The sequence below is a fragment of the Paenibacillus sp. DMB5 genome (assembly GCF_001517085.1).
In the GTDB taxonomy this organism is placed as follows: domain Bacteria; phylum Bacillota; class Bacilli; order Paenibacillales; family Paenibacillaceae; genus Paenibacillus_AQ.
This window is the reverse complement of the sequence record NZ_LRAC01000131.1, coordinates 66,389-91,747: the sequence shown is the minus strand read 5'-3', so window position 1 is coordinate 91,747 and position 25,359 is coordinate 66,389. Positions and strand designations below refer to the sequence as shown.

The window sequence follows — 25,359 nt, the reverse complement described above, 5'->3', positions numbered from 1 at the left end:
ATTGGGCCGCTCGGCCTGAAATCAAGGGCATTTTTGCCCTTGATTTGGCTCATTGGGCCGCTTGGGCCCGAAATCTAGGGCATTTTTGCCCTTCATTTCGCTCGTTAGGCCGCTCGGCCCGAAATCTAGGGCATTTTTGCCCTTCATTTCGCTCATTGGGCCGCTTGGCCGCTTGGCTCCAGTCCAGCCCCCGCTCACTCGCCGTCCCCGCTGCTCCTCCCGGGCTCCTCCCCGGCCTCCATCTGTGCCCGGCCAGCGGGCACAAGCAGCTGCGGCCCTTGCACCTTACCATGCCGGCCGGCTCCACTGAGAACCTCGCCGTGCCCGCCGGCCCTGCGGCGCAGCCTGCCTGCAGCATAAACCGCAGCGAAGAACACAACCAGTGTGAAGCCGGCTGCCAGACCGCCGCCTTGACCGGGGATCAGAGGCATGCTTGCCAGGATGGCAAGCAGACCTGCGATCGCAAGCCATGACGTGTACGGATAGCCGCGTAAGCCGTGCCGCGCGGTAAGCGGACTGCCATGGCGTCTGCGCAGCCGGTAATGGCTGGCCATAATGATAAGATAAGAGAACAGCAGGGAGAATCCCCCTGAGCTGACGAGAAACAGGTAGACGCCCTGCGGGAGCAGCATCCCCAGCGCAAGGCCGGCGAGCATCGCTCCGCCGGAGATCAGAATACCGCGGTAAGGGATATCCGTCCGGTCACGCATCCAGGCCGGAGTGTGTCCCTCCTCTGCCAGTGACCGCAGCATCCGGCCCAGGCCAAAGACCGAAGCCAGCATGGTAGACAGGATAGCGGATACCAGGACAACATTCATTACATTGCCTGCCCAGCCTAGACCGAAGCGGCTCAGTGCTGTCACGAACGGGCTGACCTGCTCGGAGACAGCGGCTGCAGGCAGCAGCAGAAACAGGGCTACTATGGCTGAGATGTACAAGCCGACCAGCAGCACAAGGGTGTAGCGGATCGCCTTGGGAATCGTCACGCCCGGATTGCCTGCTTCCGAAGCTGCAAGCCCGAGTACTTCAAATCCGGCATAGGTGAACATAACCATCAGCATACTCCCGGCGATCCCGGCAAGGCCCCCAGGCATCCAGGTCTGGCTTTGCAGAACCTGTAAACCTGCGTTCTGCTGGCCCCCTGACCATAACCCTGCTGCAATGCTCACAGCAATCAGGATAAAGCCGGCAATGGCCAGCAGCTTAAAAGCTGCAAGCCCGCTCTCAAGCTTGCTTAGCCGAGCTGCCCCCAGCAGATTCAACAGGGTAACAGCAATAATAATTGCAGCACCGAGCAGTCCCAGAGGAAGACGCGGTAACCAGCCGCGCAGGAGAATAGATGCTGCTGTCGCTTCACTGGACATCGCCAGTACGAGGCCTGTCCAGTATACCCAGCCTACGGTAAATCCTGCGCCCTTGCCAAATGCTTGTTCAGTATATGTCCGGAACGAGCCGGCTGCTGGACTCGCTACCGTCATTTCCGATAAGGCCGAGAGAATGAAGTAAACCAGAATCCCGCCAATGACATAGGCCAGTATAACAGACGGCCCTGCAGCACGAATGGCCACCGATGTGCCGAGGAAAAAGGAACCCCCGACCACCGTCCCGAGTGCAAGCATCGTCAGATGCCATACCGATAACCCCTTTTCCCCTTGTTTCATAATGTAAGCCTCCCGGTCTTTTAGGGAAAGTATTTACAAAGACCGGGAATTTTACACACAGGGCTGCCGGCACAGCAAACCCTCCGGCATAAAAGCACCGGAGGGTTCGGTATATTACTGGAACAGCGTTACGCGGTTTCGGCCTTCGGCCTTGGACTGGTACAGGGCATCGTCAGCCAGCTTGTAAATATCCTCTTCCCCGGCATCGCCTACCTGGACACACGCGATACCGATCGAAACGGTCACAATGCCGAACTGCGGACTCAAGGCGTGCGGTATTTTTAAATCGGTGATGCTGCGGCGGATGGTCTCCGCATATTCCCGGGACTGCACAGGAGTGAAGCCGGTGAGTATAATACCGAACTCTTCACCCCCAAGCCGGATAGCAAAGCCGTCAGCCCGCTGCGCAAGCTGCAGGAGCAAACCGCCCACTCTACGCAGCACCTTATCGCCTTCATAATGGCCGTAGGTATCGTTATATTTTTTGAAATAATCGATGTCGAGCATCAGGTAGGTCAGATATTTTTGCGTAACCGTTGCCTTTTCAACTTCCTCTGCAAAAACCTTGTTGAAATATCTGCGGTTATACAGGCCGGTCAGCTCGTCCGTATTGGAAATTTGCTCGATCATCCCGATATACCGGTTGAGCTCCTCGTTGTTCAGCTCCAGCTCTTTTGTCCGTTCGGCAACCAGCTCCTCCAGATGCTCCTTGTGCCGCAGCAGCTCTTCCTCCGCCTGTTTGCGCTGGGTGATATCTTTTACCGTTCCCTGAATCGCCATGTTATTCATATAATTGATCAATGTAACCTTGTGAATGACGATAACTTCCCGAACCCCGTCTTTATGCAACAGCCGGGTCTCATACTCGAAGGGCGCAGGTTTGCCCTCCACCCTCCGGTTATAATAATGCATAACCTTTTCCCGCTCCGGCGGACTGAGGAAGTTCTCAAACGGCTGCTCCAGCATCTCCTCCACCTCATAGCCGAGCATCCCGGCTAGCGCATCATTGACGTATTTACATATGAAGTTCTGTGTAATGAAGATTCCGTCCTGCATATTGTTAACCAGCTCGCGGTATTTTTCCTCTGAACGCTCCAGCTCTGAGTATAGGCTGGCATTCTCCAGTGAGAACACCATTTCCCGGGACAGCAGGTTGATGATCTTCATCCGTTCCTTGGTGAATGCGCCGGTAAGCAGATTATTCTCCAGATAAATGACGGCAACCGTCTTGTTCTGGTTGATAAGCGGCATACAGACCATAGATTTGGGGCGGTGCCTCACGATATACGGATCATTAACGAACTGCGTTTCTGAAAAAGCGTCATTGTAAATCAGCGTCTCGCCGCTCTCCTCAACCTGGCGCAGGATGGAATCGGGCAGATTGTTAAAGCTCTTCCGGTTTTGGATTCCGACAGAAATTCTATCCTCATCCGCCAGATATTCGCCCTCTACCAGCAGAACTGAGCCGCCGGTCATTCGGATGCAGCCGCGTTGTGCCCCGGCATTCTTGATGACGATCTGCATTAGCGCCTCCAGCAGGTTGTCCAGCTCAATTTCCTTGGATATTGCTTGGGAAGCCATGATCATAGAATCAAGATCGATGCTTTCAGTATAATCCGACAACGTCCGTCCATGCAGAAACTCTTTGGTGTTAATTTTGCGGATGATATCAGGATACCGCTCCTTGAGGAACTGAATTTTGGCCTTGGCACCCCACACTGAATAATAATAAACGGATTGTCTGAGCAGATAAGCGGCAAACTCGTTAAATTGCTTGGTGTAATAAAATTTAGCCGCAAGCTCATAGGCAAGCGCCTTATACCTGACGAACGTCCCCTGCTCACTGGCCTCAATCGCCAGATCATAATACTTCCCTGCTTCATCATCCCGGCCCGAGATCCGGGCCCATTCCGCCTTCATCAGCATTTCATGCTGCCTGAAGGTACCGGGTGCATGCCTGGCCCATTTACGGACCCTGCCCAGCTCCTTCTTCATTCTTCTTCTTGCTTTACTCCGCTCCCCTCCGCGCAGGTTAGGATAGCTGTAAGACAGATTCAAAAAGGTATAAAGGGAGAATTCCTCCATAAAAGCAGAGCCGGAAAGCGCCCCGATAATATTATAAGCTTTGTCGATGTACACTAAAGCTTCCTGGTGGCTTTCATAGGTGAACAAAAGCTTCATTTTGTAGATATAATAAATCGCAATACCGGAATTGTATTTAGCCTGTTCCAGATCCCTCAGCATGCTCTCTTCATCAAAAGAGGCGTCGCTTAACGAACGGTTATCGCCCATTTCCCCCAGCAGATTGCGGTAATACTGCCTGACCAGCAGTGCGGTCGCCAGCGACTCCTTATATTTGGTGCTCTCAATCATGGCAATCATCCGGCTGCTCTCCTGCAGGTTCGTAGCCAGATCCATCTCCGGATTCCACAGATTTACATAGAAGCAGGAATGGGCCAGGTAGAGCAGATCTCCAGTCCGCAGACTGGCTTCAATCGAGGTGGTGAACCAGTCCTGCAGAGTGTCCCAGGGCTCTGTCCAGGCGTGGCTGAACAGTGTGTACAGGACATGCGCCGCGCCCCGCCACTGCAGGTCATTGAACTTGTCATTGATTCTGATGCCAAGCCGGCCGAATTCGAACGCTCCCTTCACATCACCGAAACCGGACAGCAGCATGGAATAACCTATAAAGGCTAATGCCGATTCAGGGGAATTGCCGTATTTCAGCGTCAGCCCGACCTTCTTGAGTACTGCCAGGCCAAATAGCGAAGTCTCGCCGGAGATGAAGGCCGGCGGGATGAAATTAATCAGCAGTCTCATGACCAGCAGCATTTCCGGGTCCTTCATTTCGCCGGAGGCAAGGATATCATCGGCTGTTCTGCCCCGGAGTGCGGCCTTGACCTTTACCAGCTCTTTGAGCACGGAAGCCATCCCCACACGCTGAGGGATGTGGATGCCCATCTGGTGCAGGCCCTGTCTCCCGGCAGCGATTGCTTCCTTCATCATCCCGAGATACATATAATGGTCAGCCTGCAGCTCGTAAATCCCGGCGCGGTCCATTTTTCCGGCTGTATACTTCAGCAATACCGCGCATGCAGCATCCGCTTCATTAATATGATGAGTAAGATACCCGCATTGGGCCAGCAGCCGGTAAATCTCCGCTGCCGGAAGCTCGTTATCCTCCCAGGCGTTGTCCGGCAGCTGCGGCAAAGCCGCTTCCAGCAGTGCATATGCGGAGTCGTAACCGAAGGCTGCCTTTGCCTTGCGGGCTGCCCGCAGATTAAGCCGGATCACCTCGTTCATTTCCGCCCGGCTGCTGATGAGCTCCATCCCTTTGTTCATATGGGCGGCAATATCGACGATCAGCTCCTCAGCTTCCTCCGGAGGCAGATTAGCAAGCAGCACCCGCCCGATTCTTAGGTGCAACTCTTTACTCTCCCGCTCATCAATCATCTGGTAAAAGGCCTGCTGAATCCGGTCATGGGCAAACCGGAATGAAATTTTGATATCCTGCAGCGGTTCCGTATCGGTTTCGGTCTCGTCCAGATAACCGGAAAACATGGCATAACCGGCATCGGACGGTACAATCAGTTCATCGTCAACGGCTGCGGCAATTGCTCTGACAATCCGGCTTCGCGGCTCCCCGCTGATCAGCTTCAGCACGCTAAGGTCGAACCTGCTGCCTGCTGCCGCGCACAGCATCAGCGTTGTGCGGGTCTCCTCCGGCAGACTGTTCAGCTTGATCATCAGGAACTCAACAATATTCTCATTGACCGGCATGCTCAGGATCTGCTCCAGCCGCCAGCTCCAGCTTCCCTGCAGCTCATCGAAATATAAATAACCGCTGCGGTACAAATCCTTGAGCAGTTCACTGACAAAAAATGAATTGCCCTTGGTCCGTTTATAGATCACTTCGGCCAGCATATCCACGCGCTCGCGGGGACTGTACAGGGTATCCGAAATGAGCTGGTTCACATCAAGGACCGTCAATGGCTCCAGCCTGATTATGCCGACCTCCCGGCTTTTTTCAATCTTGGCAACAGAAGCAAACAAAGGGTGACCTTCATGGATCTCATTTGACCTGTAGGAGCAGACAATGAACAGTCTGCGCAGCTGATGATCCAGCAGCAGCCGCTCGACAAGCTGCAGGCTGGAGAAATCCGCCCATTGCAGATCGTCCAGGAACAGCACCAGCGGCTGTTCATTGAAGGTAATGCCTTCTATAAACTTGGCAAAGGTTAAAAAGAACCGGTTCGTCTCCTCAGCGGGATTTAGCGGCTCCATTTCAGTCTGTATCCCTATCCACTCGCCCAGCTCCGGAATCAGTCCGGTGATCAGGCTGCCGTTGCCGTCCAGCTTATCGTTCAGGGACTGTGCTATCCGGCGCTTGTATTCCCCGTCAGGAGTATCCAGCAGCTGGCTGATCAGCCGGCGGAAAGCCTGAATAATCGCGCTGTACGGGATATTCCGGTTATACTGGTCAAACTTACCTTCGGCGAACAGGCCCTTTTCCTGACTGATCGGCTGGTGCAGCTCATGTACCAGCGCCGTCTTCCCCACACCGGCTTCCCCGGTGACCAGCATCAGCTGCGGCTGCCCGCTAACGCTCTGGCGGAAGGCCGCCGTCAACCGGGCCAGCTCTGCATCGCGGCCGTATATTTTTTGCGGAATCCGGAACACGTTATGCCGGTCATCCGCTCCAATGGCAAAGCCGGCCTCGCCGGCCAGCACTTTTTTTAAATCTGATTTTATCCCGTAAGCACTCCGGTATCTCTGCTCAGAAGACTTCTCCATCAGCTTCATGATAATATCCGACAGCTCGGATGATACCCTGCCTCCGGCCAGCTGGCTGGGCGGGACGGCTTCCTTGGCGATAATGGAGTAAATCTGTTCGAGCATTTCCTGCGCAGCATATGGTCTGCTTCCGGTCATAAGCTCATAGAGCACCACACCCAGTGAATAAAAATCACTCCGGTAATCGATATTACGGTTCATCCGTCCGGTCTGTTCGGGCGAAATATACTGGATGCTGCCTTCGAGCACCCCGCTGTTCTGGAACTCCTGCTTCTCCTTTGGCAGCTTGACGGCCAGATCGAAGTCGATCAGCTGCACCACGTCCCGCTCCCTGTTCCAGATTATATTGGAGGGCTTAATGTCCTTGTGAATAACGTTATGCTCATGCACGGCACCGAGAATATCCACAATCTTGATAGCCAGCCTCAAAATGGTTGCCGTATCAAGAGGATCGGACTCCGTGATCTCTTTCAGGGAGCGTCCGCGGATATCCTCCAGCACCATCGTATAATAACCGTTCTTCTCTTCAAGCTTATGGGGCTTTATTACCCCTTCAATCTGTGCGCTGAGCTCCTTGAGCAGCCTGTACTCCTGTTTGAACCGCATTACGGCTTCGGGGCCGGTAAATTCGGATTTTAATACTTTTAAAATGACTGTATCCCCGGTTAACGCATCCCTGCATCTGTATACCGCTTTCGCATACTGATCTGAAATGGTTTCCAGAACCTGATAGTTGTCCAACGCAATCATGCCCACTCCACCTTTAGCGATTCTTTCCCTTTAATTCGAAATCAGCATCAAATTTGAATACGTAGGCAGCAATCAGCCACACAATCCAGCAGTTTACCCCAAAGAAGAGATATCCGTAATAGCCAAGAATCGGCATCTCAGAAAAAATATGAATTTTGTCCAGATACGGGACGGAATACTTCCAATAATTCGGATTGGTTGGCACGGAATCATGGAACCATTCACTGCCAAAATTCCAAAACTCCCAGAAGAACCCGTTGCACAAGGTGGCAAGCGCAATCAGGATAATTTGTGACCAGTCACCGTTCTTAACCGGGCTGAACGGCGTCCAGTAGCCGCAGAGCGCCATTGCAGCCGAAAGCATCGGCACAAGGGCGACCCACAGCACCCAAAAGAGCAGATAAGGATAATAACCCATACCGAACGCCAGAAATAACCCGATCACAAAATAAAGGATCAAAAAAGTTCGGGATACGTTAAATTTAGGCCCGTTGCTGTAACGCTCCTTGAATCCTTTGAAGGTGCACAGCAGCAGATACCATTCCACTATCGCCGGAAGCACAGTTGTATACGATAAAGAAAACCAGAAGACATTGCCGAAGTTGGAGAATACGTCCTCATTGGGGTAATACCAGTTCTCTGCAACAAAAAAGTTCAGATATTCAAACGCAAACCAGCTGAAGCAGGAAACTACGGCCAGCAGCTGCATCAGATGAGGCTTGCGGGAGAGGATTGAATGACCGCCCGTCCGCTTATATACAACTCCGTCCAGGATCAGAATGAAGGACCACCACAACGGGACAAAGGTGTAATTCTCGAGCGGCTCAAGCAGGTCCAGACGCGCCCACATAAGGAACCAGCTGAGCGCAAGCACGGGTAAACTCCACCAGAACCACACGGGATAAGCGGTGCTGCCTGCCCGGGGCTGCGGTGCCGGCGGGACTTTTTTGAAGCCGAACATCCGGGGAAACACAAGCACCAGCGTTATAACAACGGCTACGATACAGGCGAGGGTGAAATACAGCAGGCTGAACCCGGGATCAGCTTCTACTTTTTGCGCAGGAAATTCCCCGTAACCGGGAGGCAAGCCCTTCCACTTGGCCAGACTGCCAAGCAGCGGCAGCAAAAAAATCATAATAAACGTTGCAATCAAGAAAAGTGTTTTCTGCCCTTTTTTCACGACCATACCCCTCTAATATATGTAGTCTAAAAGTCGAATTTTGTTGACCCGCTATCTATTCGCTACGGCTCCAGATTATTCCTGCTTATTTCCCCCGAGACCTAGAACAAAAGTTGCATTTTTACAGACCTGATTCCGTGAACTTCTTCTTCTCCTGCAAGCGGGAGGAAGCCCTGGGACTGATAGAAGCCTACAGAGTTAGGCGATGAATTCACGGTAAGCCTCTCTGCTCCCAGCTGTGCAAGCCTGTCTTTTACATAACCAAGCAGTATTTTCCCGACGCCGGTACCTTTCGCTTCATTACTTATGAACAACAGGAAAATATGACTGTTATTATACACTTCGATTACGCCAGCCGGTGTACCACTGGTTCTGGCAAGATAAATGACACTGCCGCTGTTCAAGCGTTCCCTGATGGCCTGGGGTGTGATGATTCTATAAAACGTGTTAATACCCTCTGCCGAATAGTACTGCGAGATATGAGTATCAAAGGTCTCCCGGATTAAGGTAATAATTTCGGATTCCTCACCGGGAACGAGCTGAGTAATGTCCGGCAAACAAGCATCTCCTTTACTGTAGTGCAGATTCAGTACTCCTGTCTTATGAAGAGTATATTGTATCAGAGTCTTTCAGGGAAACATCCGCACAACCAGTCCTTCAAGCATGCGCATCTCCCATTCTTCCTGGGAGGCGAATGCCGGCCTGCACTCTTCTTCATTGCTCTCCAGCTTGTATTGACGCAGACAATAAGCCATCTGAATACAGGCCATCACGGCATCTCTGGCATGCAGATTGGCTTGTCCGCGGGCATCCACTGCTGCAGCAGCAGCTGCCGGGCTGATGGTAACCTCAAATCCGCTGTCCACCTGCGCTTTGAAGCTGGCTGAAAGATCGCGGAGCACATCCGGTGCGCTGCTCTTGAGCTTTAATGCCTTCCAGCCGTGGCCGGGATAAATTTCATACAACCGTGGAACCTCGGCCCGGTACGGCTGAAACGGGTAGACCGCTGCTTCTCCCTGCAGATTGTGCAGCAGCCGCCGCGCCCCATAGAGCATGGCATGCATTGCAATAGGTGTAGAGGATACCGGGCTTTTGGCATCCACAGCGATGTCTGTCACCCGGAGATCCCGGCTGTTTTTGCCGCTGTGAATCTGGCCGAACCGCTGCTTGAACTGTTCTCTGCTATCCTCATAAGCTCCCTGGATGAACTTGTCCCATGAGGAATCATATTGCTGCCCGAGATAATACTCCGGAATGGAGAATGGAAAATCTACGCCCCACGGGGCTCTGCTGTTCCTGATAAGATAGTATAAGTCCAGTCTGTCCTCACAGCTGGATACCTCTTCCACGGTTAAGCTATCACCGTCAAGCCGGCCCGAGGCTACGAATATTTTGCCTTCCGGGTTCTTCGCTCCGCTGAAATCACAGCCGTAAATAATCATGTTGTCCCCCCCCTTCATAATCATACTAAGCATACATCCGGCTGCTGCCAAAGCAGCTGCAGGCCGCAAAGTATATTTCTCTTTGGACAAGGTCATGCTACAATGTGGAAATAAAGTGCTTGCCTTAATTTATCAACCAGGGAGTGAAGCCAGTGTCAGTTGATGTGTATTTGAATTTCAATGGAAACTGCCGTGAAGCTGTTGAATTTTACGCTAAGGTATTTGGTAACAGTGATCCGCAGATTATGACCTTTGGCGAAGCACCGCCGAACCCCGACTATCCGTTGCCGGAAGAAGCAAAAGCCCTGGTTATGCATGCACGGCTGAACGTGGACGGCAGCAACGTCATGTTCTCCGATGTGTTCCCGGGAATGCCCTTTACACAAGGCAATAACATCAGTCTTGCGCTGGTTACACGGAACGAGGAGGATGTGAAATCCTGGTTCAATCAGCTGAAGGAAGGCGGAAGCGTGACGATGGAGCTGCAGCAGACCTTTTGGAGCAAGCTCTATGGCAGCCTGAAGGATAAATTCGGCATTGAATGGCAGGTTAGCCTTGAAAGCACGGAAGCGGCAGCCCAATAGGCTATACCGGGCCAGCTTCATAATTAAGAATAACAGGGATATGACATACTTGGCAGCGGCAAGACCGTCGCCTTAGTGTGGCGTATCCTTTTTTGTTGAATGACAGCCGCTGCATATTTTCCAGCCCTGCCTCAGAAATAATAATTCGCTTACAATAGAATGTGTGGTTTAATGATTATACTGCCTAGCACTCATTCTAATGTAAAGGAGACTAGCCATGGAAATCTCTGCCTTTCTGCTGCCCAAGGATCAGGTCGCTTACATTACCTCCTCAATCTCTATGCTTGAAGCAATGGAGCAATTGGAGCAGCACTATTATTCCGCCATACCGATCATTGACCACGAGGGGAAATACGTTGGAACCCTGGCTGAAGGAGACCTGCTCTGGAAGCTGAAAAATACGGCAGGACTCAGCTTCGACAACATGCGTGAGGTTAAGGTCAGCGACATTCAGCGGCATGTGCATAATGAGAGTGTCTACATCAAAGCGCAAATGGAGGATATGCTTACGCTTGCTGCAGACCAGAACTTTGTACCGGTCGTTGACAGTGAAGGCGTTTTTCTCGGCATTATCCGTCGTAAGGATATTATTGAGTACTACACCAGGAATATAACAGACTAGCTGAACTAAAGGGAAACAGGGGCTGCCCATCCAGACGGTATACCGTCTGATGGAGCGCCCCTGCTGTATCAGGTACAGAACCCGATGCTAGATAATCTCAAACACATTCGTCAGCCGGGTCAGCTCAAAAATTTTGAATACATTCGGCTGAAGGGACCGCAGACGGATCGTTCCGCCGTTCTCCGCACATTTTTTGTACAGGCTGACAATAACGCCAAGACCGGTACTGTCAATAAAGGTGCAATCCTTGAAATCCAGCAGAAAGCTTGTCTGGCCGCTGCTTATGCAGGTTTTGACTGTATCCCGGAAAGCGCTGGCCTCCTCCACCGAAAACATCGCCGGCATATCGATCGTTATCTCGTTCAAACTACTCACCCCTTATTATGAATTTTTCGACCAGAAGCTCCAGCTCACCCGCCATAGCACTGATCTCTTCGGCTGTAGATACAAAATTATTAACTGTTGCCGCCTGCTCCTCAGTGGCGCTGGAGACACTCTCCGTATTCTGTACAGACATTTCTGATATCGTCCCCATAGAGTCAATCAGCTTGATAATCTGGTCAGAAGTAGCTACTTCATCCCTCGTTATTTCCAATATCTCCTGTACACTTGCCGTTATCAGCTCAACCGACTCAATAATATGAATAAAAGCGTGGTCCGTCTCCTTGACGATCCTTACACCGCTCTCCACAGCAATGGAGGCTCCACGCATCGATTCCACGGCCTGGCCTATTCTGGTTACCATATCAGACACGAGGCTGCTGATCTCTTCCGCCTGCAGATGTGTTTCATCCGACAGCTTTCTGACTTCTCCGGCCACAACACTGAAGCCTCGGCCGTGCTCCCCTGCCCTCGCTGCCTCAATCGCCGCATTCAGCGCCAGCAGGTTGGTCTGCCTGGCAATAGCGTTAATGGTACCGATAATAGCAGCCACCTTGTCCGACAGTCCGCTTACAGTAAGCAGCTGCTCCTCGGTTTCCCGGGTGCTGCTGCTGATGGAATCCATGGCAACAACAGTATTCATTACCCCTGCTCTGCCAGCCTGTGCTGCCTCGTTCGTGTTATTTGCATTCTGTGAAGTGGCTGAAGCCTTGCTCTGGGCAAGCTGGACCAGACTGGAGAGCTGAACCAGCACCTGGGAGGCATTCACTACAGAATGGTTGTTGTTCTCCGCCCCTGCAGCAATCTCCTGGGTGCTTGAGCTGATCTCTTGAATCGAGGCGCTGATTTCCTCGGAGGAGGCTGCCATTTCTTCTGACATTGAGGTGAGGACTGCCGAGCCATGTCTTACCTTTTCAATAATGGCTTCCTGCTTGTCGATCATTGCATTAAATGAATCACTGAGGGACTGCAGCTCGTCCCGTGTATGTATTGCAGTATGTACAGTCAGATCCCCGTTTCCGGCGAGTGACATGGCCGCCTGAAGCTTCTTGACCGGATTTATGATATTGCGGGTGGTGAAGAAGTACCCAAGCAGCAAGGCCACCAGGATGAATGAAACAACCACAATCAAAGTCGTAGTGCGGATTTCAGTTGCCGGCTTCATGTATTCACTGTAATTGGCGGTCGTCGCTACGATCCAGCTCCCTGCCGGCTCGAAGGAGACATACTTATACACGCCTTCATATGTATAGAAACCATGCGCGGTATCCCCGTTCTTCATCTGCTGCACAAGTGCGTTCAGTTCCGCATTACTGTTGCCGTCCAGATTCTCCTTCAGCACCTTGCTTCCGTCAGGGTGATAGACGATCAGGCCGGTCCGGTCCAGCATATACCCGTATCCGCTCTCGCCGACGCGGGTCTCAGCGACCGGAGCTGCAATCGTGTCGAACAGGATCGTCCCGATCAGCACACCGGTAACACTGCCGTTCTGGCGCAGTGGCCGGGCTACTGCTACAATATTTTTATTGCTGTCCTTGGAAACGAGAACTTCGCTTATTGCTTTTTCACCCGCCAGTGCCTGTGCGAAATACGCACGGTCCTTCACATTTAGCTCCGGTGACTGCGAACTGCTGGTGATCAGCACCTTGCCGTTCACATCAGCAATAATGAGAGATTCCATCAGCATGGCATTATCCTGCTGAATACCCGATATGTAGGAATAGGCCGTCTGCTTGGCATTCTGCCCTGAAGAATCACCGGCGAATACCGCCAGAGCTTCGTTGCGGCTGGCCACATCCAGCAGGTTCCCCGCAGCCGTCAGCTCCGTTTCAACCGCCTTGGCGGCTGAACTTGTTGTCCCTTTCAACTCCTCTTCAATCGTCTTCTGCAGCGCGGCTGATGCCAGATTGTATGAAACCGCGCCGGATATACCTAGAGGGATGCTGATGATGAGGAATAAAAGGATGCTCATTTTAACCTTGATACTTAATTTCACTACACTCTCTCCTTTTTAGTGAGCACATACGTTTTTGCTGATAAACATCGTATTACGGATCATCTCCACACTGTCCGAGAAGCAGCGGATCAGATATAGCCCTCTCCCCCCATCCTCCAGCATCTCCCCGTCGCCGATTTCCTGCGGAATCAGCAGATTGCGCTCCCCGTCCCCGGAGTCCTCAACCTGAAGGTTGAGCAGCCCGCCGCACAGAAGATAACGGATGGTGATCGGTTTTGTACAGTCGCTGAGGTTGCCATGATAGTAGGCGTTGGTGACTGCTTCCATCAGAATCAGACGGATATCAAACGCATATGGCTCCAGCTCAAGCTCCTGAATAATGTCCTCAATGATGACCTGATGATTTCCCAAACCGCAGAACATGACTTCCTTTTGTACAGTTTCCATATTTCACTTCCTTGGCTTACGTAATATGCAGATTTAGCCATGTGCAGTCATCCTGCAGCACCGATCCTGTAATCTTACCCTTTAGATAGTCGTATTCCCGGCAGAGCTCTTCGCCGTCAAACAGCAGCTCCATGCCGTCGCTATAGAAGCAAAAGCGGTCGCCTGCCTGAAAAGCAATGGCCGTCTGTTCAAATTCACTGCTCCCGAACATTCCCAGAGGGGTGCCCTTCACAGTAATTTTTATTCCGTCTGCGCCGCAAGGCACGTACATGAACTCATTGATCCCTGCCGCGGCCGCCTTCAGAATCCCTCTGCCAAAATCAAGATGGAAGCAGCAGCCGGCAATGTAATCCTCACCCATGTGCTCCATTGCTTTGCGGTTCAAATCCTGCAGAATGTCCACTGGCGCAAGCCCGCTGTGAAGGCTGTCCATAAACATTACACGCAGGGCGGAAATGCTGAGCGCTGCAGATATCCCTTTGCCGGCTACATCACCGATGATGCCAAGCACCTCAGACTCATTGATTTTGTGAAAAAGAAAAAAGTCTCCGCTGAGCGTATTCGCCGGTACATACAGCTTTTCCAGAACAGCCTTCCTTTCGAGGGGAAAACCTACCGCATGCCGCTGCTCCTGAAGCCGGACAGCCCGCTCAATCTCCCTTTTCTTCTGCGTAATATCACGGCATACCAGCTGCAGGGCTGCAGTCTCGTTGTATATTACAGGCACCCCGGAAATATCCAGGTCGTATACCCGGCGGTCATGCCGCCTAATAAAGCGCTGCTCGATCCGGAAGCTGTCCTTGATGCCTGTCATCGCCTTCAGCTTGTTGTATTCTGAACTGCTCAGGGGCTCCTCGATAAAAAAATCATCAATACTCCTGCCAAGCAGCTCGTCCTTCTGTATACCGAACAACTTCTCTGTCCGCTGGTTGGCGAACAGAATAGTGCCGCCGCTGTATACCAGAATCGCCTCCGGGCACAGCTCAACCAGATCCCGGTAGCGCTCTTCACTCTCACGCAGGCGCTTCTCCGAGCGAACCCTTTCGCTGATATCATGGATAACTGTATAAATACAGTCCCTCCCGAGCATCCGCATAGTTCCGGTGTGAATCTCTACATCAATGTGCTGACCGGAGGCCAGCCGGTGTTGGTCATGAAAGACCTGATTCCCTTGATATTCCCCTCCGGGCAGTGCACTGGCCATAAATTTGCCGGTATCAATGCCCGCTTCGTGCTCCACACTCAGATCTGTGATGAGCAGCTTCCTGAAATCACGCAGCCTGTAGCCGTAAAAAGCACAGGCTGCCCGGTTCGCATCCACGATACTGCCGTCAGCCGGATCCACCATCAGCGTAATCAGATGGTTGTTCTCATAAATACACCCGTAATGATCCATACACTGGGCTGCGCTGGGCGCTGCCAGCTGATTTTTGCACTGCTTGTCTGCTGCCATAAAAGTGATCCTCTATTCCCGTTTGCCTTAAATTCATCCTATTATATTCATTTTCCCGCCTGACCGCCGTGAATTTCGACACATTTAGTCATGAAAACAAGTAGAAACGGTTGCGCCGTTCTCAGGGAAGGGACAACCGTTTCTGCGGGAAATATAAGGATTATTGATAGGATAGAACATATAAATTCTTATATTTCACAACAAACCCGGCCAGCGTCATATCATCATGACGAGCTGGCCGGGTTATTAACCGTTCTATATCACAGCTGGGTAAGAATGATTGTTCCCTGCGGCGTAATGGCCAGGGTATGCTCATATTGAGCAGAAAGTCCGCCGTCAATGGTCCGGGCAGTCCACCCGTCAGCATCAACCCTGGTCCGGTAGCTTCCGGTATTAAGCATCGGCTCTATGGTAAATACCATTCCTTCTTTCAAACGCGGGCCTTTGCCGGCCGGACCGTAGGAAGGCACATCGGGCTTTTCGTGCATCTCTGAGCCGATACCGTGGCCGATGAAATCACGGACTACCGAGAATCCGTTCGACTCGGCATAGGACTGGATGGCGTGGGCCACATCACCGACACGGTTGCCGGCCACCGCCTGCTCAATGCCTTTGAACAGCGATTCCTTGGTCGTATCCAGAAGCTTCTGCGCCTCCACGCTAATGTTGCCTACGCCATAGGACCAGGCCGAATCCGCCAGCCAGCCGTTCAGGTTAACGACCATATCAATCGTAACAATATCTCCGTCCTTGAGCGGCTCCTTCTTGGGGAAGCCGTGGCAGATCACATCGTTCACAGAAGCACAGGTTGCATAAGGATAGCCGTGGTAGCCTTTTTGCTCCGGAGTGGCTCCCTGTGACAGGATGAACTTCTCGGCAAATTCGTCAATTTCCCACGTCGTAATACCGGGCTGTATCATTCCGGCAATCTGCCGGTGGCATTCGGCCAGAATTTGACCGGCTGCCAACATTTTTTGGATTTCTTCCATTGTCTTCATAATAATCATCTGAATCGCCTCTTCTGTACAGAACGCATTACTCACTATAATGGCTCTTGAATATGTTTTTGACACTTCTCTCTATATATTATGTAAGAAAACCGCCGAAAATCCAAATTTAATCTTAGAGTAGTTACGAACTTCGTGTTTTTTCATATCATAAGACAGTACAGCTTCTGCAGAAAGGATTGTAAGAACCTCATGAACAAAAAAAGTAGACGCCGGATCAAGCACCCACCCAAAACCGTGCGCTTGGATCTTACAACCAGAAAATTTATCACAAATACAGTTGTCCAAGCGATAAAAATGATACCTCTGGAAAACTACCGGTTAGTTGAAGCCAACAGCGATCATCCTCAGATTTCAGGCTTCGTTGAACATAAGCAAATTCGTATCCTGATGGTTTCCTTCATGACAGGAGATTCCTTGTGGCAAATTGAACAAATGATTGCCGAGCAGCTAAGGCTGCTGGCCAAGGAGCTCGTTGCCATCAAGGCGTTCCAGAGCTTCTCCTCAGCGCTGCACCAGCTGAACCCCGACCTGCTTCTGGTTGTGGGAAATGAAGAGCCACTCTCCGGCAGTGACCTTGATGCCATCCGGGCTGCCTCTGTCAAAAAAGCCATCTGGCTATCCGATGGCTCGTCCACCAGCGTTGCTACCGCAGAACTCGCCCTGTTGTTTGATTATGTATTTACACAGAACAGCCTTCATATTCCCTTTTATCAGCAATCCGGCTGCAGGTCGGTATTTTATTTACCCTTTGCCTCCAACCGGAGCCAGTTTAATCCCAGTCCTGTAGATGAAGCGTACAGATCAGATCTTTTGCTGCTTGGTGATGTCAGCACATCCGGTAAAAACTATGCCGAAACCATTAAGCATGTATTCCCTTTCAGAAAAGTGTTTGCTTGCGGAAACGGCTGGGAGGATTATCCCGAGCTGACGGTGCTGCGGCCGGATACCGAGCTTCTACCGTATTACAATGGCGCAGAAATAATCATCCATTGGGGCAGTCCGCCGAACCGCATGTTTGACATTGCGGCTTGCGGAGCATTCCAGCTTGCCGAGGCGCATCCCAATATATACGAATATATGAAGCCGGACGAGGACCTTGTCACTTTTCATACTGCCAAAGAACTGCTGGAAAAGCTGCATTATTACAGTATTCATGCGGATGCCAAGAGGGCAGTTGCAACCCGCTCTTTATGGAAGAGCACCTACGATTACTCTTTTCTCCAGATGACTACTAAGCTGCTTCATATCATATTTAACCGCTGATCCAAAAACATTCACGGCGTGCTGCAGGAGGTAGGTAACTTGAAGCTGATCGCTTATTTACTGCCCCAATTTCACCGTATTCCCGAGAATGACCGGTGGTGGGGCAATGGATTCACGGAGTGGACCAACACCAGAAAGGCGGTTCCGCTCTATGCCGGCCACCAGCAGCCCAAAGAACCGTTTGATCATTATTACTATGATCTGACAGATCCTGCTGTGAGAAACTGGCAGGCCAAGGTAGCCAGATCTTACGGAATTTACGGGTTCTGCTATTATCATTACTGGTTCAAGGGTAAGACACTGCTCGAACGCCCGTTTAAGGAGGTCCTGAAATCTGGCGAGCCGCAGTTTCCATTCTGCTTATCCTGGGCAAACGAATCCTGGACACGTAAATGGGACGGGGGAGAACATGATGTATTGATTCATCAGGAATACGGAGAGGAGGCAGACTGGGAAATCCATTTTTATGAGCTATTAAACGCCTTCCGGGACGCGCGGTATATCCGTGTTGATAATAAACCTGTATTTATCATTTACAGACCGGGGAAAATTCCCCGGTGTGAAGAAATGCTGAAGCTGTGGAACGAGCTGGCGGTAAAAAACGGGCTTGACGGCATTTATTTTGTCAGGACACTAGGCGGCTTTGAAATTCCCAGCCAGAGCGGATTCCAGGCAAGCGTCGAGTTCGAGCCTCATTACACTTTTGCCCATGGGGAGACACAGCGTCTGTGGCATTACATGAATATTAGCGGCCAAGAGCATCTCGTATTCGATTACGACCAGGCCTGGCTGTCGATCCTGAACCGCTCCCATCACCGTAACGGCGAAACGATTTTCCCTGGCGCATACGTCAACTGGGATAATACACCGCGGCTGGGCATACGGGGACAGAGCGCCATCGGAGCCTCCCCGCGTAAATTCGGCTGGTACCTGACTAGGCAGATTGAACGCGCTATGAAGCTGTACAGAAGCGAATTTCTGTTTATCAATGCCTGGAACGAGTGGGCTGAGGGCGCTTTTCTAGAGCCTGACCTGCAGCATCAGTTCCGCTATCTGGAGGAAGTTAAGAAGGCGCTGGAGCACACGGGTGCTTTTCCAATGGCAGATTCCAAGTGGTGAACCGTGACTTATTGTATGCTTAAGCAGGTTGTATAGCCAGGCTTGGTGTACCGCTGCTGACATCAATAAACAGCACATAATCCAGCCCGTCTGTTCCCTTCAGCATCAGTCCCGCCTGGGATGCTGCACCCGTAGCGTAGAATCTGATCTGCTGCAGACTTGCTCCGCCAGCGGGGAGTACAGGCTGATTGCTCACCCCCACCCGGTAATTGGACCAGAGACTGCCGCCGGCGTCTACATCGGCTCCGGTTACAAGACTATTAACTATAGATTGATTACCGTTAACCTGCAAATGGCCCTGTATCGTTTGATTGCCATTGACGTTCAGATTAACCTGCACTGTTTCATTTCCGTTCACATGGAGGTCCTGCTGTATAGTCTGGTTGCCGGTAACAAGCACGTTGTCAAAAGTAGGCACGGCTATCATTCCTTTCATTTGTATTACTATATTGTATGTAGCTTATAGAAGATGGATATAGTACAACCATACAAATTTTGATATTTAACAGAGTAAAGACAGCTGCAAAAATAAAGAACCTGCCCTCCCGCCAAAAATTCAGCTTGGGAAGACAGGTTCTTTTTAGGTGCCATAGTTAGAACAGGTTAACTCTATTGCTCCGGATCAGTCATGAAAGTTAAGTCCGGAGGTTACAGCAGATACGTATCCGCTGCGGATGACAAAGTCACCGAAGTGCTCGCCGCTGATCCGTTCATTGGCATAGCGGTGAATCATCGGCTCCAGCGTCTCCAGAATTTCCTGCTCGCCGATATTTTCCTTATAGAGCTTGTTCAGACGGTCGCCGCTGAAGCCGGCTCCCAGATACATGTTGTATTTACCCGGCGATTTGCCGATAAAGGAAATCTCTCCGAGTGCCGGACGGGCACAGCCGTTAGGGCAGCCCGTCATCCGGATGACAATTTCCTCGTCACGCAGGCCGGCTTTGTCGATAATCGGCTCCAGCTTGTCGAGCAGATGCGGAAGATAGCGCTCTGCCTCGGCCATTGCGAGACCGCAGGTCGGCAGCGCCACACAGGACATTGCGCTGCGCCGCAGGGCGGAATGATGTGCACCGTCGGTCAGGCCGTATTGCTTGGCCAGCTCGGCGATCCTGCGCTTCTTCGCGCTGCTGACGCCGCCGATAATCAGATTCTGGTTCGGGGTAAGCCGGAAATCGCCGGTGTGAATCTTGGCAATCTCGCGCAGTCCGGTCATCAGCGGATAGCCTTCCTGATCCTGAATCCGTCCGCTCTGGATATAGAGGGTCAGGTTCCATTTGCCGTCGTAGCCTTTTACCCAGCCGTAACGGTCGCCGTTATGATCGAAATGGTAGGTCCGGGCCGCTTCCAGCTCCCAGCCCAGCCTGTGGTGAAGCTCTCCTCTGAACCATTCCAGCCCGTGGCGGTCAATCGTATATTTGAACCGGGCATTTTTACGGACAGAACGGTTCCCGTAATCGCGCTGAATCGTAACGGTCTTCTCGGCAACCTCAATGATCTGCTCCGGACGGACGAAGCCGATTACCCGGCCAAGCTGCGGATAGGTATTCGTATCCCCGTGCGTCATCCCCATTCCGCCGCCGACAGTAACATTGAATCCGGCCAGCTTGCCGTCTTCAAGAATCGCGATGAAGCCCAGGTCCTGGGAGAAAACATCGACATCATTGGATGGCGGAACCGCCAGGCCGATCTTGAATTTGCGCGGCAGATAGACCGGTCCGTAAATAGGCTCAACTTCCACATCCGCCTTGCTGTCCACTACCTTTTCCCCGTCCAGCCAGATTTCGTGGTAGGCCGGAGTCCGAGGTGCAAGGTGATCGCTGAGTTTGCGTGCCCATTCGTAGACCTCGGAATGCACCTCGGACTGGTACGGGTTCGGGCTGCTCATTACGTTGCGGTTGACATCTCCGCAGGCCGCCAGAGTAGTCATGAGTGTATCGTTAATGGTTCTGATTGTCTTTTTGAGGTTCCATTTCAGCACGCCGTGCATCTGAAAAGCCTGCCGGGTCGTGAGACGCAGTGTACCATTGCCGTACTGGTGGGCCAGCTTATCCATTACCAGCCACTGCGCTGCCGAAGCCACGCCCCCAGGTGCTACTACCCGCAGCATGAACTGAAAGGCCGGCTCAAGCTTGGAGCGCTCGCGTTCTGCACGCAAATCCCGGTCATCCTGCATGTAGCTGCCGTGGAATTTCAGCAGCCGGTTATCATCCTCCGGCAGTCCTCCGGTAATCGGGTTCTGCAGCGTCGATTCCAGGGCGCCGCGCAGATAGTTACTCTCCAGCTTAATATGTTCAACATCGCTAGGCGGTCCGCCGATCGGCTTCACCGCTGATTCATTGTTTGCCACTATTGATCTTCTCCTTCCGGGGCCATCCGCTGTCCTTAATATACATCGCGCTGATAGCGCTGTTCCTGCTGCAGGTTCTCCAGATATGCTGCCGCACCTTCAGGGCTGAGGCCGGCTTCTTCCTGGATAACAGTCAGGAGTGCCGCATGAACATCATGCGCCATGTGCTTCTCGTCGCCGCATACATACACATGCGCGCCTTCCTGCAGCCAAGCATACAGTTCTTTGCTGTGCTCAAGAATACGGTGCTGCACATATACCTTCTCCTCCGTATCACGCGAAAAGGCTACATCCAGCTTGTTCAATACGCCTTCCTTCAGCATTCGCTGCCAGTCTGTCTGGTAGAGGAAGTCGGTCACGAAATGGCGGTCGCCGTAGAACAGCCAGGTCTTGCCGCCCGCACCCTGCTCACCGCGTTCTTCAAGGAAGGAACGGAACGGCGCAACGCCTGTGCCCGGCCCGATCATGATTACAGGCACATCCGGATTCGCCGGGAGCTTGAAATTCGGATTGCTCTGGATATACACCGGCAGCGTATCTCCCGGCTGGACCCGTTCGGCGCAATGCACCGAGCAGACGCCGTAGCGCTCACGCCCGTGCGATTCATAGCGCACCGCGCGTACGGTAAAGTGAACCTCTTCCGGATTCGCGTTATAGCTGCTGGAGATTGAATACAATCTTGCCGGCAGCTTGCGCAGTATGGATACAAAGCTGCTGGCCGGAACATTCCAGGGTCCGAAATCCGTAATCAGATCCAGCAGATCGCGGCCCTGGATATAGGACTTCAGCTCCTGCTGCGCTTCCGGTGCCAGCAGTGCCTGCAGGCCCGGTGCGGCAGACAGCTTAGTCGCCTGTTCCAGCAGCGGTTTGGTCAGTACAGTAATTTCGTAATGGCGCAGTAGCGCTTCGCGCAGCGTGCCTTCCTCACCCTTCTTATTAAAAGGAACGGTTTCGTCCGGATTCCAGCCTGCTGCAGCAATAATATCCGCTACCAGCTGAGGATGATTCTCCGGATAGACCCCGAGGGAATCCCCGGGCTCAAAGGTCAGGCCGGAGCCGGCAAGCGACAGCTCCAGATGCCGGGTCTCGCGGTCCGAGCCGCGTCCGTTCAAATTCAGATTCTCCAGTACTTCCGCATTATAAGGATGATTGCGAGAATAAGGGGATTGCGGCTCGTCAGCCTTCTCGGCTGCCGCTACTGCCTGGTCAGCGAGCTGCGGTGCATTCTGCGGGCCGTTCAAGGCGCCAAGCACCCGCTCGAACCAGTCTGCCACCGGCTCATCATAATCGAGATCACAATCGATCCGCGGGCTCAGGCGCTGGCCGCCGAGCTGCTCCAGCCGCTGGTCAAAGTCTTTGCCGGTCTGGCAGAAGAACTCGTACGAAGTATCTCCCAGTGCCAGAACCGAGAAGCGCAGCGACTCCAGCTGCGGCGCTCTTTTGCTGTGCAGGAATTCATGGAAAGCCCGGGCGTTGTCCGGCGGTTCGCCTTCCCCGTGTGTGCTGACCAGGATCAGCAGGTTCTCGACCTTCTTAAGCGTATTCGGCTTGAAGGCGTTCATCGCAGATACAGTCACCTTGAAGCCCTGCTCCTCAAGCTTGCGGGACAGGCTTGCCGCCAGCCGCTGGCAGTTGCCGGTCTGCGAGCCGAAGAGCACGGTCACCTCACGGGATAATGGTGGTGCAGCTGCAGCTGCGGCAGGCAATGCGCCCTGGACGGCTGCAGCAGGCGCCGGCTGCTCACCGGCTGCCGGAGCAGCTCCGGCTCCCCGCAGGGACATGGCGGACAAATATCCGCCGAGCCAGATTTGCTGCGACTCTGTCAATGTCGGCAGCAGCCGGTTCAGAAGCTCGGTCTGACTCTCGTTAAACGGGCTGTTCGTAACTTGTAGTTGCACCAATATGGACCTCTCCTTAGCGTAAAATCTTCTTCTCTTCTAACATCTTGAACTCAGGCTATCATAATTATCAGAAACGATCAACGAGTCTGATCATGACCTAAATTTGGCATTATTGTCATTTCGTCCAATATAATGACGAAAAGCGGCTTAAATCAGAGTAAAACACTCCGATTTCGGCCGCTTCATTATTATTAATGATAACTTGCATTAGATAATCTGATATTACAATTTTGCTGCAGATTCACTTTTGAGTGTTCCTGAGCCTTCATGAAGCCCTTCAGCTAGGATATTCTCCTTTTTACGGCGGACAAGCAGCATCAGCGGGAAACCTGCCAGCACCAGAAGTGCGGCAACCACAAATACATCATTGACGCCCATTGTAAACGACTGAAGCCCGATATCTCCGCTGCCTGCCGTCACACCGGGCATGGCCAGCTCCGCCGCATGTACAGCCTGCCTGTTCGACAGCAGCGAGGTAAAGACTGCAATCGCGAGTGAGCTGAGCACATTGCGGATCCAGTTGTTAATCGAGGTTGCATGTCCCGACCATTCTGCCGGAATTTCTTCCATAGATGCCGTGCTGCTCGGAACATTCGCCAGTCCGATTCCCAGGTTCCGCACGACCATCGCCCACAAAATGAAGTTATGGGCGATCCCCACATGGAGCCTGCTCATCAGAAACAGTCCGGCAAAGATGCAGGCGATGCCGGCAGAAATCAGCTTTACCGGCCCGAAACGCGGGTAGAGCTTACCGACCACCGGGCTGAGAAGGGCCAGCAGGACTGACGAGGGGAGCAGAATCAGACCTGTCTTGAGCGTGCTGGCCCCTTCGGCCGTCTGCAAAAACAGCGGTGTCAGATAGGTTCCGGCATACATGGCTACAGTAACAATGCTGTAAATGCTAAGCATCACCGTAAACCTGCGATTTTTCAGCACACGCAGGTTAAGCAGCGGCACCTCCGTCTTCAGCTCCCGCAGAACAAACAGAATGAGCAGTACAATTCCAAGCGCGATCATGGAAAGGGTCTTCCAGGAGGTCCATCCCCAGCTGCCGCCCTGGCTGAATGCTCCCAGCAGGGACAAGCTGCCCAATACCACCGTAAACAGTCCCGGTACATCAAAGGACTTGGGAACATTCATCCGGTAATAAGGAATCAGCAGCTGCGTCAGAATGACAGCCGCCACACCGACAGGCAGGTTGATCAGGAACAGCCAGTGCCAGCTGGCGAACTGGAGCAGCCAGCCGCTGAAGGTAGGACCGATGGCCGGAGCCACCATGGCTGACAGCGACCACAGACTGACAGCAAAAGGCCGGCGCTCCTGCGGAATGACCTGAAAGATGATGGTCATCGTACAGGCCATAATCAGTCCGCTGCAGGAGCCCTGCAGCATGCGGAACACGATCAGAACTGCAGGATTCCAGGCAAGTGCACACAGCAGTGAAAATACGGTAAAGCCCGATAACGCGAACGTATACAGGCGTTTATAACTGAACCGGCCGCCCAAGTAGCCGGCGAGCGGGGCTGTAACGCCAGTAGCGAGCATGAAGCCGGTAACCATCCATTGCATCGTGTGCAGTCCGGTCTGGAAATGATCCATGAGGATCGGGACGGCTATATTTATGGTTGTAGTGCTTAGCACAGAGAGAAAATTCCCGAAAAAAATGGCGGTCATAACCGGCCAGAAATGGATTTTACCTTTAACTGCAGCTTCCAAGAATGTTCCCCTCCTTACCTATATGTCTACTTTTACATATGTAACTTGACTTTATTAATGTTATAATCACAGAATAGTTATGTCAATACTGACATATAGGAGCTATTTGCAGTAATATCGGATTATCAAAGACTGGAGGACACTACAGCCATGAATACACTGTCTTACGGGCTGCTTGCGCTGCTTACGGCAAATCCGCTTACGGGCTATGAACTGACACAGGGCATCAAACCCCTGTGGAGGGCGGGCCACAGCCAGATCTATCCCCTGCTGCAAAGCATGGAGGAAAAGGGCTTCATCCGTCATGAGCGGATTGAGCAGTCCGACAAGCCGGATAAAAAAATATATACGATTACGGAAGAAGGCATCTCAGTGCTGCAGGAATGGGTCAGGATGCCTGCAGAACCGGCCGTCCTGCGGGATGAGCTGCATTTCAAGCTGTACAGCCTCTGGCTCACCGAGCCGGACGAAGCCAAGGCTCTGCTGCTGCAGCGTATGGAGTTTAACCGCAGTGAGCTCCAGCGGTACAATCTGCTGATCAAGGCCAATGAGGCACTCCGCGATGAGCGCGGGGAGACCCGTGAGCTGAAGGCAACCACCTTCGGGCGTTACCTGCTGCTGCAGAAGCGGGTGATGGCCATGAAATCCTCAATAGAGTTCTGCGAGTGGGCCATCGGTGAGCTGGAGCGGAGCAGTCCGCCGCCGGCGGGGTAGGTCAAGGACCGCCAGACT

Annotated in this window: 19 protein-coding genes; 5 read left to right on the top strand and 14 right to left on the bottom strand. The window is 52.4% G+C overall.

All coding sequences use genetic code 11. The features are described 5' to 3' along the window. Positions 1-194: 194 nt before the first annotated feature. The 5 genes from AWJ19_RS19630 to AWJ19_RS19610 form a co-directional block, all read right to left on the bottom strand. Positions 195-1,661: an amino acid permease gene (locus AWJ19_RS19630; protein WP_068726328.1), complete on the bottom strand. Its 1,467-nt coding sequence runs from the start codon at positions 1,659-1,661 to the stop codon at positions 195-197. A 114-nt stretch (positions 1,662-1,775) separates the two neighbouring features. Beyond that, positions 1,776-7,205 carry a diguanylate cyclase gene (locus AWJ19_RS19625; protein WP_068726326.1) on the bottom strand — a complete coding sequence of 1,810 codons (5,430 nt, stop codon included), beginning with the start codon at positions 7,203-7,205 and terminating at the stop codon, positions 1,776-1,778. Between the two features lie 13 nt (positions 7,206-7,218). Further along, positions 7,219-8,385: a small-conductance mechanosensitive channel gene (locus AWJ19_RS19620; RefSeq protein ID WP_241781813.1), complete on the bottom strand. Its 1,167-nt coding sequence runs from the start codon at positions 8,383-8,385 to the stop codon at positions 7,219-7,221. A 101-nt stretch (positions 8,386-8,486) separates the two neighbouring features. Beyond that, a complete protein-coding gene (locus tag AWJ19_RS19615; RefSeq protein WP_068726322.1) occupies positions 8,487-8,942 on the bottom strand; it encodes a GNAT family N-acetyltransferase in 456 nt (151 codons plus the stop codon). Between the two features lie 72 nt (positions 8,943-9,014). Continuing rightward, positions 9,015-9,827 carry a hypothetical protein gene (locus AWJ19_RS19610; RefSeq protein ID WP_068726320.1) on the bottom strand — a complete coding sequence of 271 codons (813 nt, stop codon included), beginning with the start codon at positions 9,825-9,827 and terminating at the stop codon, positions 9,015-9,017. 152 nt (positions 9,828-9,979) lie between these two features. Between AWJ19_RS19610 and AWJ19_RS19605 the strand changes: the two genes are divergently transcribed. Next, positions 9,980-10,411: a VOC family protein gene (locus AWJ19_RS19605; protein WP_068726318.1), complete on the top strand. Its 432-nt coding sequence runs from the start codon at positions 9,980-9,982 to the stop codon at positions 10,409-10,411. Between the two features lie 217 nt (positions 10,412-10,628). After that, on the top strand, positions 10,629-11,033 hold the full coding sequence (locus AWJ19_RS19600) for a CBS domain-containing protein (RefSeq protein WP_068726316.1): 405 nt from the start codon (positions 10,629-10,631) through the stop codon (positions 11,031-11,033). Between the two features lie 87 nt (positions 11,034-11,120). On the opposite strand, the gene AWJ19_RS19595 is transcribed toward AWJ19_RS19600, so the two are convergent. From AWJ19_RS19595 to map, 5 genes are all read right to left on the bottom strand, one after another. Next, on the bottom strand, positions 11,121-11,408 hold the full coding sequence (locus AWJ19_RS19595; RefSeq protein ID WP_241781812.1) for an STAS domain-containing protein: 288 nt from the start codon (positions 11,406-11,408) through the stop codon (positions 11,121-11,123). Next, entirely contained in the window at positions 11,401-13,410 is a 2,010-nt protein-coding gene (locus AWJ19_RS19590) for a methyl-accepting chemotaxis protein (RefSeq protein ID WP_068726315.1), read from the bottom strand. Before AWJ19_RS19590 ends, AWJ19_RS19595 begins: the two co-directional genes overlap by 8 nt. A gap of 15 nt (positions 13,411-13,425) precedes the next feature. Continuing rightward, a complete protein-coding gene (locus tag AWJ19_RS19585) occupies positions 13,426-13,818 on the bottom strand; it encodes an ATP-binding protein (protein WP_068726313.1) in 393 nt (130 codons plus the stop codon). A 16-nt stretch (positions 13,819-13,834) separates the two neighbouring features. Next, complete coding sequence (locus AWJ19_RS19580) at positions 13,835-15,271, bottom strand: PAS domain S-box protein (RefSeq protein WP_068726311.1); 1,437 nt, start codon at positions 15,269-15,271, stop codon at positions 13,835-13,837. 260 nt (positions 15,272-15,531) lie between these two features. After that, positions 15,532-16,278, bottom strand: a complete 747-nt coding sequence (gene map, locus AWJ19_RS19575) for a type I methionyl aminopeptidase (RefSeq protein WP_068726310.1) — start codon at positions 16,276-16,278, stop codon at positions 15,532-15,534. A 297-nt stretch (positions 16,279-16,575) separates the two neighbouring features. Between map and AWJ19_RS19570 the strand changes: the two genes are divergently transcribed. Continuing rightward, a complete protein-coding gene (locus AWJ19_RS19570) occupies positions 16,576-17,544 on the top strand; it encodes a glycosyltransferase (RefSeq protein ID WP_198536604.1) in 969 nt (322 codons plus the stop codon). 39 nt (positions 17,545-17,583) lie between these two features. Next, positions 17,584-18,663, top strand: coding sequence for a glycoside hydrolase family 99-like domain-containing protein (locus tag AWJ19_RS19565; protein ID WP_068726306.1), 1,080 nt, complete (start codon positions 17,584-17,586; stop codon positions 18,661-18,663). Between the two features lie 19 nt (positions 18,664-18,682). Here AWJ19_RS19565 and AWJ19_RS19560 read toward each other — a convergent pair whose 3' ends face one another. From AWJ19_RS19560 to AWJ19_RS19545, 4 genes are all read right to left on the bottom strand, one after another. Beyond that, the gene (locus AWJ19_RS19560; RefSeq protein ID WP_241781815.1) at positions 18,683-19,090 is read right to left on the bottom strand and encodes a hypothetical protein; all 408 of its coding nucleotides are present in this window, start codon (positions 19,088-19,090) and stop codon (positions 18,683-18,685) included. 195 nt (positions 19,091-19,285) lie between these two features. Continuing rightward, the gene (gene cysI / locus AWJ19_RS19555) at positions 19,286-21,010 is read right to left on the bottom strand and encodes an assimilatory sulfite reductase (NADPH) hemoprotein subunit (RefSeq protein ID WP_068726302.1); all 1,725 of its coding nucleotides are present in this window, start codon (positions 21,008-21,010) and stop codon (positions 19,286-19,288) included. A 35-nt stretch (positions 21,011-21,045) separates the two neighbouring features. After that, entirely contained in the window at positions 21,046-22,908 is a 1,863-nt protein-coding gene (locus tag AWJ19_RS19550; RefSeq protein ID WP_068726342.1) for an assimilatory sulfite reductase (NADPH) flavoprotein subunit, read from the bottom strand. 225 nt (positions 22,909-23,133) lie between these two features. Next, positions 23,134-24,627 (bottom strand): MDR family MFS transporter, encoded by a 1,494-nt coding sequence (locus AWJ19_RS19545; protein WP_241781811.1) that lies wholly within the window; start codon positions 24,625-24,627, stop codon positions 23,134-23,136. A 150-nt stretch (positions 24,628-24,777) separates the two neighbouring features. Between AWJ19_RS19545 and AWJ19_RS19540 the strand changes: the two genes are divergently transcribed. Then, the gene (locus tag AWJ19_RS19540; RefSeq protein ID WP_068726301.1) at positions 24,778-25,341 is read left to right on the top strand and encodes a PadR family transcriptional regulator; all 564 of its coding nucleotides are present in this window, start codon (positions 24,778-24,780) and stop codon (positions 25,339-25,341) included. Positions 25,342-25,359 lie beyond the last annotated feature (18 nt).

Bases quoted from the DNA above. Each gene is read 5' to 3' on its own strand.
- AWJ19_RS19610 (WP_068726320.1), bottom strand. From the start codon at position 9,827: ATGATTATTTACGGCTGTGATTTCAGCGGAGCGAAGAACCCGGAAGGC.
- AWJ19_RS19570 (WP_198536604.1), top strand. From the start codon at position 16,576: ATGATACCTCTGGAAAACTACCGGTTAGTTGAAGCCAACAGCGATCAT.
- AWJ19_RS19580 (WP_068726311.1), bottom strand. From the start codon at position 15,271: ATGGCAGCAGACAAGCAGTGCAAAAATCAGCTGGCAGCGCCCAGCGCA.
- AWJ19_RS19625 (WP_068726326.1), bottom strand. From the start codon at position 7,205: ATGATTGCGTTGGACAACTATCAGGTTCTGGAAACCATTTCAGATCAG.
- map (WP_068726310.1), bottom strand. From the start codon at position 16,278: ATGATTATTATGAAGACAATGGAAGAAATCCAAAAAATGTTGGCAGCC.
- AWJ19_RS19600 (WP_068726316.1), top strand. From the start codon at position 10,629: ATGGAAATCTCTGCCTTTCTGCTGCCCAAGGATCAGGTCGCTTACATT.
- AWJ19_RS19585 (WP_068726313.1), bottom strand. From the start codon at position 13,818: ATGGAAACTGTACAAAAGGAAGTCATGTTCTGCGGTTTGGGAAATCAT.
- AWJ19_RS19540 (WP_068726301.1), top strand. From the start codon at position 24,778: ATGAATACACTGTCTTACGGGCTGCTTGCGCTGCTTACGGCAAATCCG.
- AWJ19_RS19630 (WP_068726328.1), bottom strand. From the start codon at position 1,661: ATGAAACAAGGGGAAAAGGGGTTATCGGTATGGCATCTGACGATGCTT.
- AWJ19_RS19560 (WP_241781815.1), bottom strand. From the start codon at position 19,090: ATGATAGCCGTGCCTACTTTTGACAACGTGCTTGTTACCGGCAACCAG.